The 14,343-nt window shown below is 73.9% G+C and carries 11 protein-coding genes and 1 pseudogene; 8 read left to right on the top strand and 4 right to left on the bottom strand.

Going from position 1 to position 14,343, the window contains the following annotated elements; translation table 11 throughout:
• Positions 1-27 precede the first annotated feature (27 nt).
• The 3 genes from SM793_RS26505 (at position 28) to hutI (ending at position 3,961) form a co-directional block, all read left to right on the top strand.
• Positions 28-1,212, top strand: coding sequence for an allantoate amidohydrolase (locus tag SM793_RS26505; protein WP_320440831.1), 1,185 nt, complete (start codon positions 28-30; stop codon positions 1,210-1,212).
• Positions 1,209-2,633, top strand: coding sequence for a formimidoylglutamate deiminase (locus SM793_RS26500; RefSeq protein WP_413816035.1), 1,425 nt, complete (start codon positions 1,209-1,211; stop codon positions 2,631-2,633). The genes SM793_RS26505 and SM793_RS26500 overlap by 4 nt, the downstream gene beginning before the upstream one ends.
• 158 nt (positions 2,634-2,791) lie before the next feature.
• Positions 2,792-3,961 (top strand): imidazolonepropionase, encoded by a 1,170-nt coding sequence (gene hutI, locus SM793_RS26495; RefSeq protein WP_320440830.1) that lies wholly within the window; start codon positions 2,792-2,794, stop codon positions 3,959-3,961.
• 61 nt (positions 3,962-4,022) lie between these two features.
• Here the strand turns inward: hutI and SM793_RS26490 are convergent, their stop codons facing one another.
• Positions 4,023-6,146 carry a prolyl oligopeptidase family serine peptidase gene (locus SM793_RS26490; protein WP_320440793.1) on the bottom strand — a complete coding sequence of 708 codons (2,124 nt, stop codon included), beginning with the start codon at positions 6,144-6,146 and terminating at the stop codon, positions 4,023-4,025.
• 119 nt (positions 6,147-6,265) lie between these two features.
• Positions 6,266-7,774 (bottom strand): oligopeptide:H+ symporter, encoded by a 1,509-nt coding sequence (locus SM793_RS26485; protein ID WP_320440792.1) that lies wholly within the window; start codon positions 7,772-7,774, stop codon positions 6,266-6,268.
• Between the two features lie 330 nt (positions 7,775-8,104).
• Here SM793_RS26485 and SM793_RS26480 point away from each other — a divergent pair, with 330 nt between their 5' ends.
• Both SM793_RS26480 and SM793_RS26475 read left to right on the top strand, forming a co-directional pair.
• Positions 8,105-8,779 carry a response regulator transcription factor gene (locus SM793_RS26480; protein ID WP_030300686.1) on the top strand — a complete coding sequence of 225 codons (675 nt, stop codon included), beginning with the start codon at positions 8,105-8,107 and terminating at the stop codon, positions 8,777-8,779.
• A 51-nt stretch (positions 8,780-8,830) separates the two neighbouring features.
• Positions 8,831-10,078 carry an ATP-binding protein gene (locus SM793_RS26475; RefSeq protein WP_320440791.1) on the top strand — a complete coding sequence of 416 codons (1,248 nt, stop codon included), beginning with the start codon at positions 8,831-8,833 and terminating at the stop codon, positions 10,076-10,078.
• Positions 10,079-10,105: 27 nt separating this feature from the next.
• On the opposite strand, the pseudogene SM793_RS26470 reads toward SM793_RS26475, so the two are convergent.
• Positions 10,106-10,396, bottom strand: a pseudogene (locus SM793_RS26470) (ester cyclase); the annotation flags it as partial.
• A gap of 107 nt (positions 10,397-10,503) precedes the next feature.
• On the bottom strand, positions 10,504-11,097 hold the full coding sequence (locus tag SM793_RS26465; protein WP_320440790.1) for a GtrA family protein: 594 nt from the start codon (positions 11,095-11,097) through the stop codon (positions 10,504-10,506).
• 241 nt (positions 11,098-11,338) lie between these two features.
• Between SM793_RS26465 and SM793_RS26460 the strand changes: the two genes are divergently transcribed.
• From SM793_RS26460 to SM793_RS26450, 3 genes are read left to right on the top strand one after another with little or no spacing between them, the layout of a single operon-like run.
• Positions 11,339-12,496 (top strand): 5-(carboxyamino)imidazole ribonucleotide synthase, encoded by a 1,158-nt coding sequence (locus tag SM793_RS26460; protein WP_320440789.1) that lies wholly within the window; start codon positions 11,339-11,341, stop codon positions 12,494-12,496.
• Positions 12,493-13,029 (top strand): 5-(carboxyamino)imidazole ribonucleotide mutase, encoded by a 537-nt coding sequence (gene purE, locus SM793_RS26455; RefSeq protein WP_320440788.1) that lies wholly within the window; start codon positions 12,493-12,495, stop codon positions 13,027-13,029. The genes SM793_RS26460 and purE overlap by 4 nt, the downstream gene beginning before the upstream one ends.
• Positions 13,030-13,064: 35 nt before the next feature.
• Positions 13,065-14,282, top strand: coding sequence for a dipeptidase (locus SM793_RS26450; protein ID WP_320440787.1), 1,218 nt, complete (start codon positions 13,065-13,067; stop codon positions 14,280-14,282).
• The last annotated feature ends 61 nt before the right edge of the window (positions 14,283-14,343 follow it).

Raw genomic sequence — 14,343 nt, 5'->3', positions numbered from 1 at the left:
GACCAGGGCTCCGCGAGCTTCGAACGGATGTGGGCGGAGCTGCTCCCCGTGGGCCGCTCCGCCGCGTCCGGCGGCTACCGCCGCTTCGCCTGGAACAGCGCCGACGCCGAGTGCCGGGCCTGGTTCGAGCAGCAGGCCCGCGACCGGGGCCTGCACTACGAGCTGGACCGCAACGGCAACCAGTGGGCCTGGCTCGGCGACCCGGCCGGCGAGGGCGCGGTGGTCACCGGCTCGCACCTGGACTCCGTCCCGGACGGCGGCGCCTTCGACGGCCCGCTCGGCGTGGTCTCCTCCTTCGCGGCGCTCGACGAACTGCGCGACCGGGGGACCGCGCTCACCCGGCCGCTGGCGGTCGTCAACTTCGGCGACGAGGAGGGCGCCCGGTTCGGGGTGGCCTGCATCGGCTCCCGGCTCACCGCCGGGGTGCTCGCCAAGGAGCAGGCGTACGAGCTGCGCGACGCCGACGGCGTCCGGCTGCCCGACGCGATGGAACGGGCCGGGCAGGACCCGACCGCGATCGGCGCGGACGGCGACCGGCTGGCCCGGATCGGCGCCTTCGTCGAACTGCACGTCGAGCAGGGCCGCTACCTGACCGAGGAGCACCCGGTCGGCGTGGCGAGCGCGATCTGGCCGCACGGCCGCTGGCGGTTCGACTTCCACGGCGAGGCCAACCACGCCGGCACCACCCGGATCGAGGACCGCCGCGACCCGATGCTGACCTACGCCAACACCGTGCTCGCCGCGCGGAAGAAGGCGAAGCTCGCGGGCGCGCTGGCCACCTTCGGCAAGGTCGCCGTGGAGCCCAACGGCACCAACGCGATCGCCTCGCTGGTGCGCGGCTGGCTGGACTCCAGGGCGGCCGACGAGGCCACCCTCACCGCGCTGGTCGAGGAGATCGGCCGGGCCGCCGCCGAGCGCGGCGAGCGCGACGGCGTCCGGGTCGGGCTGACCCGCGAGTCCTACACCCCGGTGGTGGACTTCGACGGCCCGCTGCGCGACCGCCTCGCCGCCCGGCTGGGCGGCGTCCCCGTGCTGCCCACCGGCGCGGGACACGATGCCGGGATCCTCGCTTCGGCGGTCCCGACCGCCATGCTGTTCGTGCGCAACCCGAGCGGTGTCTCGCACTCCCCGGCGGAGCACGCCGAGCCGGCCGACTGCCTGGCCGGCGTCGCCGCCCTCGCCGACGTACTGGAGGACCTGGCGTGTCAGTGAGCAGTGCCGAAGACGCGCGGACGCCGGGCCGTGCCGAAGACGCGCCGTCGACAGGCCGTGCCGAAGACCCGCGGACGACGACGTACTGGGCGCAGTACGCCTGGCTGCCGCACGCCAACGGGCCGGTGGTCGAGCAGGACGTGCTGATCAGCACCGGGTCCGGCGGCCGGATCGCCCGGGTGCAGCCGGACAGCGGGCCCTGCCCGCCCGGCGCCGTCCGGCTGGAGGGCCTCCTGCTGCCGGGGCAGGCGAACGCGCACTCGCACGCCTTCCACCGGGCGCTGCGCGGCCACGTCCAGGTCGGCTCCGGCACCTTCTGGACCTGGCGCGACACCATGTACCGGTTCGCCGGCGCGCTCGACCCGGACCGCTACCTGGCGCTCGCCACCGCCGTCTACGCGGAGATGGCGCTCGCCGGGATCACCGCCGTCGGCGAGTTCCACTACCTGCACCACGCGCCCGGCGGCGCCCGGTACGACGATCCCAACGCGATGGGCGAGGCGCTGATCGAGGCCGCCGCCCGGGCCGGCATCCGGATCACCCTGCTCGACACCTGCTACCTGTCCGCCGGCTTCGGTGCCGAGCCGACCAGGCCGCAGCTCCGGTTCAGCGACGGCGACGCCGAGGCCTGGGCCGTGCGGGCCGACGCCCTGCGGCCCCGCGAGCACGCCCGGATCGGCGCCGCGATCCACTCGGTGCGCGCCGTGCCCGCCGAGCAGCTCGGCACCGTCGCCCACTGGGCGGCGCGGCGCGAGGCCCCGCTGCACGTCCACCTGTCCGAGCAGACCGCCGAGAACGACGCCTGCCTCGCCGCGCACGGTGTCACCCCGACCCGGCTGCTCGCCGACCACGGCGCGCTCGGTCCGCGCACCTCCGTCGTGCACGCCACCCACCTCACCGAGGAAGACGTCGAGCTGCTGACCGGCTCCTCCACCACCGTCTGCATGTGCCCCACCACCGAGCGGGACCTCGCGGACGGCATCGGCCCGGCCCGGCAGCTGGCCTCCGGGGGGTCCCCGATCACCCTCGGCAGCGACAGCCACGCCGTGATCGACCCGTTCGAGGAGGCCCGGGCGCTGGAGCTGGACGAGCGGCTGCGTACCCGCACCCGCGGCCACTGGACGGCGAACGCGCTGCTCCGGGCCGGTACGGAGGACGGTCACGCCTCGCTCGGCTGGCCCGAGGCGGGACGGATCGAGGCCGGCTCGCTGGCCGACTTCACCGTGATCGCCCTGGACTCGGTGCGCACGGCCGGTCCGGCGCCCCGGCTGGGCGCGGAGATCGCGGTGTTCGCGGCCGCCGCGGCGGACGTCCGGCACGTGGTGGTCGGCGGCCGGCACGTGGTCAAGGACGGCGTGCACACCCTGGTGCCGGACGTGCCGGGCGCGCTGCGGTCCTCGATCGCCGCGCTCGGCCGGTGAGTCCTCGGCGTTCCCGTGGGTGACCGGGGGCGGGCGGAATCGGACCGCCCGCCCCCGCCCCCGTTCCCCGTTTCCGCCCCGTTTCCCGCTCCCGCCCCCGCTCCCCGAAAGGTTCCGACGTGAGCAGCTCGAACAGCACCCCGAGCAGCAGCCCGACCATGCCGAGCACCCTGATCACCGGGATCGGCACCCTGGTCACCAACGACCCCGCGCACGGGACCGGGCCGCTCGGCACGCTCACCGACGCGGCGGTGGTGATCGACGGCGGCACCGTCGCCTGGGTCGGCCCGGCGGCCGGGGCCCCCGCCGCCGACGAGCGGTTCGACGCGGCGGGCCGCGCCCTACTGCCCGGCTGGGTGGACTCGCACGCCCACCTGGTCTTCGCCGGCGACCGCACCGCCGAGTTCAACGCCCGGATGTCCGGGCAGTCCTACTCGGCCGGCGGCATCCGCACCACGGTGGCCGCCACCCGGGCCGCCGCCGACGCCGAACTCGACGCCAACCTGGCCCGGCTGGTGCGGGAGGCGCTGCGCCAGGGCACCACGCTGGTCGAGTGCAAGTCCGGGTACGGGCTCACGGTGGAGGACGAGTCGCGGGCGCTGCGGATCGCCTCCTCGTACACGCCGGAGACCACCTACCTGGGCGCGCACGTGGTGGCCCCGGAGTTCGCGGACGACCCGGCGGGCTACGTCGAGCTGGTCACCGGCCCGATGCTGGACGCCTGCGCGCCGTACGCCCGCTGGGTGGACGTGTTCTGCGAGAAGGGCGCCTTCGACGGCGACCAGGCCCGGGCGATCCTCACCGCGGGGATCGAGCGCGGGCTGATCCCCCGGGTGCACGCCAACCAGCTGACCTACGGCCCGGGGGTGCGGCTGGCGGTGGAGCTGGGCGCGGCCTCGGCCGACCACTGCACCCACCTCACGGACGAGGACGTGGCCGCGCTGGCGGGCTCGTCGACGGTGGCGACGCTGCTGCCGGGGGCCGAGTTCTCCACCCGGGCGGTCTACCCGGACGCGCGCCGGCTGCTGGACGCGGGGGCGGTGGTGGCGCTGTCCACCGACTGCAACCCGGGTTCCAGCTTCACGAGTTCGATGGCGTTCTGCATCGCGGTGGCGGTGCGGGAGATGGGCATGACGCCGGACGAGGCGGTCTGGGCCGCGACGGCGGGCGGCGCGCGGGCGCTGCGGCGTACGGACGTCGGCACGGTGCGGGTGGGGGCCCGGGCGGACCTGCAGCTGCTGGACGCGCCCTCGCCGGTGCACCTGGCCTACCGGCCGGGTGTGCCGCTGACGGCGGCGGTCTGGCGGGCGGGCGTGCGCGAGGTCTGACGGGGCTTCGGGCGGTGTGCGGGGCCGGGAGGGTGTGCCTCTCCCGGCCCCGCCGTCGTGCTCAGCCGAGTCCCAGCGACCGCCGCAGGAAGTCGAGCTGGTGGTGCAGCAGGTGCTCGGCCACCCCGGGGTCGGCCGGTGAGTGGCCCGCGCCGGGGAGGGGCAGGAACTCGTGCGGGCGGCCTGCGGCGAGCAGGGCGGCGGAGAGCCGCAGGCTGTGGGCGGGCAGCACGTTGTCGTCGGCGAGGCCGTGGATCAGCAGCAGCGGGCGGCGCAGCCCGGGGGCGTCGGGGAACAGTGAGGCGGCCTCGTAGCGCTCGGGGTACTCGTCCGGGTGGCCGAGGAAGCGTTCCTTCCAGTGGGTGTCGTAGAGCCGGTGGTCGGTGGGGGCGGCCCCGGCGACGGCGGCGTGGAACACGTCGGGGCGGCGCAGGACGGCGAGCGCGGCGAGGAAGCCGCCGAAGGACCAGCCGCGGATGCCGACCCGGTCGAGGTCGAGCAGTCCGGGGCGGAGCGCGGCCGTGGCGTGCAGGGCGTCGACCTGGTCGGCGAGCGCGGGGTCGGCGATGTCCGCGTGGACGCTCTTCTCCCAGCGCGGGCCGCGCCCGGGGGTGCCCCGGCCGTCGACGGCCAGGACGGCGAAGCCCTGGTCGGCGAACCACTGGGAGGTCAGGTCCCACCAGTGCGGGGCGGCGGAGACCTTGGCCATGGCGGGGCCGCCGTAGGGGTCGAGCAGGACGGGCAGCGGGCCGTCGCCGGGGCGGTGGCCGGTGGGGAGGAAGAGCGCGGCGCGCAGTTCGCGCGGGCCGAGCCGGAGCAGTTCGGGGCGGGCGGTGAGGACGGGCGTCTGCGCGTGGGAGACGAGCGTCGCGGTGGGTCGGCCGGCGCGGTGGACGGTGGTCCGGCCGGTGGGCGCGCCGGGTGTGCGCGCGGTGTGGACGAGCGTGCCGGCGCGGCGCACGCCGGTGTGCGTGCCGGGCTCGTGGCTGAGCCGGACGGCGCCCGAGGCCGGGCCCCAGGACCAGAGGTGGGTCTCGGTCGGTTCGTCGGAGGCGGTGAACAGCACCTGCTCGCCGTCGGTCCCGAGGACGGCGCGCAGCTGGAGGCCGGGCGGGGTGACGGGGGCGCCGTCGACGGTGAGGTGGCGGGTGTCGCCGTGCTCGGCGGCGTCGACGAGGGAGCCGGCGGCGGTCCGGGCGGGCAGGCCGGGGAGGAGTTCGACCCAGTGCTCGTCGCGGCGTTCGGCGAGGACGCGGGTGGCGCCGTCGGCGGGGTCGACCGCGAGGGTGAGCACGGTGCGCTGGTCGCGGCTCTGCACGGCGGCGTACGGGCCGTGGGCGTCCCAGCCGGCGGCGGTCAGGTACTCGAAGCCGGCCCGGTCCCAGCGGACCTCGGTGCGTCCGCCGTCGAGGTCGAGCAGCCAGAGGGTGACCTCGGCGTTGTCGGTGCCGGCCAGCGGGTAGCGGTGCGCGCGCGGCGGCCGGGCCGGGTCGGCGGGGTCGGCGTGGTGGAGGCGGCGCAGCGGGCGTTCGTCGACCCGGGCGACCAGCAGCCGGGTGCCGTCGGGGGACCACCAGTGGGCGCGGTGGCGGTGCATGGACTCGGCGGCGACGTGCTCGGGCAGGCCGTAGCGGACCTCCTCGTGCTCGGGTTCGGCGAGCGCGCGGTCGTCCCGGCCGTCGGCCCCGACGACCCGCAGGGCGCCGCCGCCGGCGTAGGCGATCCGGCGGCCGGTGGGGTCGGGGCGGGGGTCGTGGACCTCGGTGGCGGTGGGCACCCGGCGGACCTCGCCGGTGGCGGTGTCGGCGAGCAGCAGGGTGCCGGACAGGGCGAGGGCCGCGGTCCGGCCGGTGGCGTCGGTGGCGTACGCGGTGATGCCGCGGCCGAGGACGCGGGCGCGTTCGCGCCGGATCCGTTCGGCCTCGGGGAGCTCGCCGCCGGTGTCGCCGAGGTCGGCGGGGTCGCCGGTGTCGCCGGTGTCGCCGAGGGCGGCGGGGTCGGCGATCAGGCGCTCCTCGCCGGTGTCGGTGTCGAGGGCCCAGAGCCGGCCGGTCGGGTCGTCGCCGTCGGCGCTGCGCAGGAAAAGCACGGTGCGGCCGTCGGCGGTGACGGTGGGTGCGGCGGGCGCGCCGAGGGTGAGGCGCCCGGTGCGGGCGAGCTGGCGGGGGAGCGAGTCGGTCGGCATACCCGGGACCATAGGCAGATCCGTTCGGGTGCTGTCGAGAGGTGGCCGGGCGGGAGAACGGCCGGGGCCGCCGCGGATCCAGGGATCCGCGGCGGCCCCGTGGCCGGTCCGGGCAGACGTCAGTGGACGTCGCCCATCAGCCGCACGACGTTGCGGCGGTACATGTACAGCGCCGCGCCGGCGAGGATCGCCATGCCGCCCTGGACCGCGAAGTACCAGGTGGAGCCGACCACCTCGTCACCGAGGACGAGCTGGAAGATGGCGGCGACGCAGTCGCCCGCGGTGACCGCGAGGAACCACACGCCCATCATCTGGCTGGCGTACTTGGTCGGCGCCAGCTTGGTGGTGACGGACAGGCCGACCGGGGAGAGGGTCAGCTCGCCGACGGTCTGGATCAGGTAGACCGAGGCCAGCCAGAGCGGGGTGACCTTGGTGTCGCCGGAGGCGGCGGCCATCGCCAGCATCATGACGATGAACGAGGCGCCGATCATCAGCAGGCCGAAGGAGAACTTCGCGGTGGTGCTGGGGTTCTTGGAGCGGCGCGAGAGCGCCACCCAGATCCAGGCGAAGACCGGGGCCAGGGCCATGATGTACAGCGGGTTGAGCGACTGGAACCAGCTGGACGGGAAGTCGAAGCCGAACAGCGTGGACGCGGTGTTGTCCTGCGCGAAGATGTTCAGCGTCGAGCCGGACTGGTCGTAGATCATCCAGAACACGGCGGCGGCGACGAAGAACCAGATGTAGCCGCTCATCCGGGACTGCTCGGTCTCGTCGAGGTCCTTGTCGCGCTTCACCTTGGCGAAGACGAAGACCGGGATCGCGAGGCCCGCGATGGACAGCGGCCAGATCGCCCAGTTGATGGTGAAGTGGCCGGTCAGCGCGACGACCCCGTAGAAGACGACGGCGGCGGCGAGCCACAGGGCGGCCTTCTTGAAGATCGCGCTCTTCTCGGCGGCCGAGATCGGCGAGGTCACCACGTCGCTCTTGGCGCTCAGGTGGCGGGTGCCGAGCAGGAACTGGGCGAGGCCCAGGGCCATGCCGACGCCGGCGAGGGCGAAGCCCAGGTGCCAGTCGACCTCCTGGCCGACGGTGCCGATGACCAGCGGGGCGGCGAAGGCACCGAGGTTGATGCCCATGTAGAAGACGGTGAAGCCGCCGTCCCGGCGCGGGTCGTTGGGCCCGTCGTAGAGGTGGCCGACCATCGTCGAGATGTTGGCCTTGAGCAGGCCCGAGCCGATCGCGATCAGCGCGAGGCCGGCGAAGAACGACACACCGACCGGCAGGGCCAGCAGGAAGTGGCCGATCATGATGATCGTGCCGCCGACGGCGACGGTCTTGCGCGCGCCGAGGAAGCGGTCGGCGATCCAGCCGCCCGGGAGGGCGAGTAGGTAGACCATCGCCGTGTAGACGCTGTAGACGGCGCTCGCGACGGCCATCTTCATGCCGAGGCCGCCGTCGGTGACGGAGGCGGTCATGTAGAGCACCAGCAGGGCACGCATGCCGTAGTAGCTGAAGCGCTCCCACATCTCGCTCATGAAGAGGGTGGCGAGGCCCCGGGGGTGCCCGAGGAAGGTCTTGCCGCTGGGAGAGGCCGACTGAACGCCGGACTCCAGGGTCGTAGACGCCATGTGTAGTGGGTTCCTTGCCTGACAGCGTCCGCCAAGGGGGGTGGAGGCGGACGTGGACCAAACCACTCTACGTGGCGATATTTGGCGGCATCAGCTGACAAAAGCCGTGCATCAGGTATGGAAATGGCAAAGTCCGCGCGAGATCAGTCCACGCTATCCATGGCGGAGCAGTGATTATTCCTTCGCTTTCAAGCTTGAGAAGCAGAATCTTCGCCGAACACGCGGCCCGGGCGGGTTGATTGGGGCTCGACCACCCCCCGTATAACGATCACGCACTGTGAACTACCTCACGGCGGCAACGGCCGCACCCCGGCGGACTACCATCAGCCCATGACCTGTGTGCTGCTCGCCGAGGACGACCCCGCGATCTCCGAACCGCTCGCCCGGGCGCTGCGCCGCGAGGGATACGAGGTGCTCGTCCGTGAGGACGGTCCGTCCGCGCTGGCCGCCGGGCTCGGCGAGGAGGTCGACCTCGTGGTCCTCGACCTGGGCCTGCCCGAGATGGACGGGCTGGAGGTGTGCCGCCGACTGCGCGCGGACGGCCGCAGCTGCCCCGTCCTGGTGCTCACCGCCCGCGCCGACGAGGTCGACACGGTGGTCGGCCTGGACGCCGGCGCCGACGACTACGTCACCAAGCCGTTCCGGCTCGCCGAGCTGCTCGCCCGGGTCCGGGCCCTGCTCCGGCGCGGCAACGTCGACCAGCTGACCACCGGCGCGCACGGCGTCAAGATCGACATCGAGTCGCACCGCGCCTGGCTCGGCGAGGAGGAGCTCACCCTCTCCGCCAAGGAGTTCGAGCTGCTCCGGGTGCTGGTCCGGGACGCCGGCCGGGTGGTCACCCGCGAGGAGATCATGCGGCAGGTCTGGGACACCACCTGGTGGACCTCCACCAAGACCCTGGACATGCACATCTCCTGGCTGCGCAAGAAGCTCGGCGACGACGCCGCCAACCCCCGCTACATCGCCACCGTGCGCGGGGTGGGCTTCCGCTTCGAGAAGAATTAGCCCGAGCGGACGCCCCGACCGGGGGCGCCCACCACCGTCGGGAGCGGCAGCGTGAAACGCCGAATGATCAACTCGCTGCTGGGCGTCGTCCTGGTGGTGGTCGTGGTGTTCTGCGTCCCGCTGGCGGTGGTGGAGAAGCGCACCATCGTCAGCTCCGCCCAGGACCGGGTGGACGCCGCCGCCGTCCGGGTCCTCGCGCTGGTGGAGAACCGGCTCGCCGCCAACGAGCCGGTCACCAACGACAAGTTCGCCAACCAGGTCTCCGAGGGCCAGTACGTCGAGGTGGACATCCCCGGCCGGGCGGTCGTCGCCAGCGGGCAGCGGCCCGACGGCGACCATGTGCTCAAGGCGGTCGAACGCGGCGCCAGCGGCGAGACCGTCACCGTCGAGCAGTCCCGCGCGGCGGTCGACCACGAGATCGCCAACATGCTGCTGCTGCTCGGCGTGGTCGCGCTGCTCGCCGTGCAGGCCGCCGTCGCCCTCGCCGTCTGGCAGGCCAAACGGCTCGCCCAGCCGCTCACCGACCTCGCCGAGACCGCCGAGCGGCTCGGCTCCGGCGACCCGCGCCCGCGCGACCGCCGCTACGGCGTGCCCGAACTCGACCGGGTCGCCGAGGTGCTCGACGTCAGCGCCGAACGGATCGCCCGGATGCTCACCGCCGAGCGCCGGCTCGCCGCCGACGCCTCGCACCAGCTGCGCACCCCGCTCACCGCGCTCTCCATGCGGCTGGAGGAGATCACCGCGCTGGCCGAGGACCCGGAGACGGTCAAGGAGGAGGCCACCATCGCCCTCCAGCAGGTCGAGCGGCTCACCGACGTCGTCCAGCGGCTGCTGACCACCCAGCGCGACCCGCGCAGCCCCACCGCCGTCGCCTTCGACGTCGACCACGTGGTCAAGCAGCAGGTCGAGGAGTGGGGGCCGTCGCTGCGCGGCACCGGGCGGGTGCTCCAGGTCGAGGGCCTGCGCGGGGTCACCGCCGTCGGCACCCCCGGCACCGTCGCCCAGGTACTGGCCACCCTGATCGAGAACTCGCTGATGCACGGCGCCGGGACGGTCACCCTGCGGGTCCGGCCGTCCGGGACGTCCGTGGTGGTCGAGGTGCAGGACGAGGGCCCCGGGGTCCCGCCCGAGCTGGGCAACCGGGTGTTCGAGCGCGCGGTCAGCGGCCGCAACTCGACCGGCATCGGACTGGCCGTCGCCCGCGACCTCGCGGAGGCGGACGGCGGGCGGCTGGAGCTGCTCTCGCTGCGGCCGGCGGTGTTCGCGCTCTTCCTCGGCCGCAGCCGGCGCGAGGTGTAGCGCTCCGTCCGGGCGGCGCGGTCAGAACCGCTCGTCGCGGACCACGTCCAGGTCCGTGAAGGTGGGCGGAGCGTCGCAGAGCGCCACCATCTCGCGGTAGATCCGGTCGGTCTCCGGCAGGTTCGAGTTGCGCATGGCGTCCTCGTACGAGGGGAACTCGACGATCTCCACCACGTGCCGGGGGTCCGAGCGGTCGGTGCCGACCAGCGCGTGGTCGACGGTCCGCCGGCCCTCGGTCTTCTCGGCCCAGCGGTCCATCAGGCCGTTGAGCTCGTCGATCCGGTCGGTCCGGCATTCGATGATCTGGACGAAGGTCATGGCGAGCCTCCTGCGTCCCCCCGGGCCTCGATCGTTCGCCGGCCGTGCCCGCTCCCGGTCACCACTCTCCTCCTGCCGCGACGGGGGCGGCAAGGCGAAGGGTCGCTCTACTCGGCCTTGGCGAGCCGGATCCGCTCGGCGGCCAGGACCCGCTCGGCCTGGGCGACCACCGCGGCGGCCCCGGTGGGGGTGGCGGTGGCCCCGGTGGGGGTGGTGGCCTCGGTGGCGGCGGGGGCCGGGATCTCGGCCGCCGGCTCCGGGACGGCCTTGAACACCCAGGTCCGGTACGAGACGAAGCGGAACACCGTGCCCAGCGCGAGGCCGCCGACCTTCGCCGCGAGCTGCTCGAAGTGCGAGTCGAGCCCGAGCAGGTACACCGAGAAGCCGAGCACCCCGGTCTCGATCAGCATGCCGGCACCGCTGAACAGCAGGAACAGCGTGATCTCGCGCTTGCGCGAGGCGGCGTCCCGGTCGCGGTACAGCCAGTAGCGGTAGCCCAGGTAGTTGGTGAAGATCGCGATCAGCGTCGCGGCGATGTTGGACCGCAGGGAGGCGAGGTGCAGGCCGTTGATGCAGACCCAGAAGACGGCGAAGTTGACCACGACACCGCTGAGGCCGACGACGCCGAACTTCACCGCCTCGCCCGACAGGCCGCGCAGCTTCTGCGTCAGCGAGGGATCCGACGCCGTGGTCGTCGCCATACCGGGCTGCCTCCATGTGCCTGCGGACGAAAGGTCGCCGGGGCAGGTGCGCCGCGGTCCCCTTGAGCCCTGCGTGCACGCACATGATCGGATCGCGCGTACAGGACCTGGCCGACCAGGCTACCCGGTTCCGCCGATCGGCTCAGCCCCCCGGGCACGGCCGGACGGAGCCCGGGAGTAGGGACGCGGTAGCGGCGGGAGTGGTTCCACACCCTCCGACCGGCCCGGATATCCTGGCGGGGTGACTTCCCCGGGCAACGCGAATTTTCCAGTGGTGGGCATGATCGGCGGCGGGCAGCTTGCCCGCATGGCACACCAGGCGGGCATCCCGCTCGGAGTCCGGTTCAAGCTCCTCGCCGACACTCCCCAGGACTCGGCCGCGCAGGTCGTCTCCGACGTCGTCCTCGGCGACTACCGCGACCTCGACACCCTGCGCCGCTTCGCGGCCGGCTGCGACGTGGTCACCTTCGACCACGAGCACGTGCCGACCGAGCACCTGCGGGCCCTGCAGGCCGACGGCATCGCCGTCCGGCCCGGGCCGGACGCGCTGGTCAACGCCCAGGACAAGGGCGTGATGCGGGCCAGGCTCGACTCCATCGGCGTCCCCTGCCCCCGGCACCGGATCGTCGCCGACCCGGCCGACGTGACCGCGTTCGCCGGCGAGGGCACCGGCTACCCGGTCGTCCTCAAGACCGTCCGCGGCGGCTACGACGGCAAGGGCGTCTGGGTGGTCGGCGACGAGGAGGCGGCCGCGGCCCCGTTCCTGGCCGGCGTCCCGGTGCTCGCCGAGGAGAAGGTCGACTTCGTCCGCGAGCTGGCCGCCAACGTGGTCCGCTCGCCCAGCGGCCAGGCGGTCGCCTACCCGGTGGTGGAGAGCGTCCAGGAGAACGGCGTCTGCGCCGAGGTCACCGCCCCCGCGCCCGACCTCGACCCCGCGCTGTCCGACGAGGCCCAGCAGCTGGCCCTGCGGATCGCCGGCGAGCTGGACATCACCGGCCACCTCGCGGTCGAGCTGTTCCAGACCCGGGACGGCCGGATCCTGGTCAACGAGCTGGCCATGCGCCCGCACAACTCCGGGCACTGGAGCCAGGACGGCGCCGTCACCTCGCAGTTCGAGAACCACCTGCGGGCCGTCCTCGACCTGCCGCTCGGCGACCCCCGGCCGCGCGCCAGGTGGACCGTGATGGTCAACGTCCTCGGCGGCGACTACCCGGACATGTACCACGCCTTCCTGCACTGCATGGCCCGCGACCCGGGCCTGCGCATCCACATGTACGGCAAGGACGTGAAGCCCGGCCGCAAGGTCGGCCACGTCAACGTCTTCGGGGACGACCTCGACGACGTCCGTGAGCGCGCCCGCCACGCGGCCGCCTACCTGCGAGGAACGATCACCGAATGACGGCCCCCACCACCTCCCCTGTCGTCGGCATCGTCATGGGCTCGGACTCCGACTGGCCCGTGATGGAGGCCGCCGCCCAGGCGCTCGACGAGTTCGAGATCCCCTACGAGGTCGACGTCGTCTCCGCGCACCGGATGCCGCGCGAGATGGTCGCGTACGGGGAGAGCGCCCACAAGCGCGGCCTGAAGGCGATCATCGCGGGCGCCGGCGGCGCCGCCCACCTGCCGGGCATGCTCGCCTCCGTCACCCCGCTGCCGGTGATCGGCGTGCCGGTGCCGCTGCGCTACCTGGACGGCATGGACAGCCTGCTGTCGATCGTGCAGATGCCGGCCGGCGTCCCGGTGGCCACCGTCTCGGTGGCGGGCGCGCGCAACGCGGGCCTGCTCGCGGTGCGGATGCTGGCCGCCTTCGACCCGGACCTCACTGAGCGGATGACCGAGTTCCAGGCCGAGCTGAACAGCCAGGCCACCGAGAAGGGCAAGAAGCTCAGGGCCAAGGTGGCGGGTTCCGCCTCCTTCGGCTTCGGAAAGTAGTCATAAAAGCAGTCTGGTCGGATACAACAGCTCGTATGACCTCTGAGCTGCTGGATTCCACCCCCGCCGCCCTGCTGGAGCGCGCCCGGGCCGTCCTCCGTACCGCCCCCGTGGTGGACGGCCACAACGACCTCCCATGGGCGATGCGCGAGCAGGTCGGCTACGACCTCGACGCGCTCGACCTGGCCGCCGACCAGAGCGCCCTGCTGCACACCGACCTCGTCCGCCTCACCGCGGGCGGGGTCGGCGCGCAGTTCTGGTCCGTCTACGTGCCCAGCCGGCTCGCCGGGGACCACGCCGTCAGCGCCACTCTCGAGCAGATCGACTTCGTCCACGCCCTGGTCGACCGCTTCCCCGGGCGGCTGCGGCTCGCGCTCACCGCCGACGACCTGGAGGCCGCCCGCGCCGAGGGCCGGATCGCCTCCCTGATCGGCGCCGAGGGCGGCCACTCGATCGACTGCTCGCTCGCCACCCTGCGCGCCCTGTACGCGCTGGGCGTCCGGTACATGACGCTCACCCACAACGACAACACGCCGTGGGCCGACTCCGCCACCGACAAGCCCGCCGCCGGCGGCCTCACCGCCTTCGGCGAGGAGGTCGTGCGGGAGATGAACCGGCTCGGCATGCTGGTCGACCTCTCGCACGTCTCCGCCGACACCATGCGCGACGCCCTGCGGGTCAGCGAGGCCCCGGTGCTGTTCTCGCACTCCTCGTCCCGCGCGGTCTGCGCCCACCCGCGCAACGTCCCGGACGACGTGCTCGCCCGCCTCGCCGGCAACGGCGGCGTCGCGATGGCCACCTTCGTGCCCAAGTTCATCCTGCCCGCCGCGATCGAGTGGACCGCCGCCGCCGACGAGAACATGCGCGCCCACGGCTTCGACCACCTCGACACCACCCCCGCCGGGATGGCCTGCCAGCGCGCCTACGAGGAGGCGAACCCGCGCCCGGTCGCCACCGTCGCCACCGTCGCCGACCACCTCGACCACATGCGCGAGGTCGCCGGCATCGACCACATCGGCATCGGCGGCGACTTCGACGGCACCGCCTTCCTCCCGGACGGCCTCGACGACGTCGCCGGCTACCCCAACCTGATCGCCGAACTGCTGCGCCGCGGCTGGTCCGAGACCGACCTCTCCAAGCTCACCTGGCACAACGCGGTGCGCGTCCTGCGCGACGCCGAGACCGCCGCCGCCCGCCTCCGCGACGGGGGCCGGGCCCCGTCCATCGCCACCCTCACCGGCCTGGACGGCTGACCTCCCCGGGCCCGGGGGGGGGGGGGGGGGGGCCCCCCCCCCGCCCCCCCCCCCCCCCCCC

This window comes from Kitasatospora purpeofusca (genome assembly GCF_034043715.1).
GTDB classification, from domain to species: domain Bacteria; phylum Actinomycetota; class Actinomycetes; order Streptomycetales; family Streptomycetaceae; genus Kitasatospora; species Kitasatospora purpeofusca_A.
Note: the sequence above shows the minus strand (reverse complement) of the source record. Positions and strands in the feature narration are given on the sequence as shown.

What these genes read in the sequence shown, in the direction of transcription:
- SM793_RS26505 (WP_320440831.1), top strand. Translation starts at nt 28, where the DNA reads ATGTGGGCGGAGCTGCTCCCCGTGGGCCGCTCCGCCGCGTCCGGCGGC.
- hutI (WP_320440830.1), top strand. Translation starts at nt 2,792, where the DNA reads ATGCCGAGCACCCTGATCACCGGGATCGGCACCCTGGTCACCAACGAC.
- SM793_RS26490 (WP_320440793.1), bottom strand. Translation starts at nt 6,146, where the DNA reads ATGCCGACCGACTCGCTCCCCCGCCAGCTCGCCCGCACCGGGCGCCTC.
- SM793_RS26485 (WP_320440792.1), bottom strand. Translation starts at nt 7,774, where the DNA reads ATGGCGTCTACGACCCTGGAGTCCGGCGTTCAGTCGGCCTCTCCCAGC.
- SM793_RS26480 (WP_030300686.1), top strand. Translation starts at nt 8,105, where the DNA reads ATGACCTGTGTGCTGCTCGCCGAGGACGACCCCGCGATCTCCGAACCG.
- SM793_RS26465 (WP_320440790.1), bottom strand. Translation starts at nt 11,097, where the DNA reads ATGGCGACGACCACGGCGTCGGATCCCTCGCTGACGCAGAAGCTGCGC.
- purE (WP_320440788.1), top strand. Translation starts at nt 12,493, where the DNA reads ATGACGGCCCCCACCACCTCCCCTGTCGTCGGCATCGTCATGGGCTCG.
- SM793_RS26450 (WP_320440787.1), top strand. Translation starts at nt 13,065, where the DNA reads ATGACCTCTGAGCTGCTGGATTCCACCCCCGCCGCCCTGCTGGAGCGC.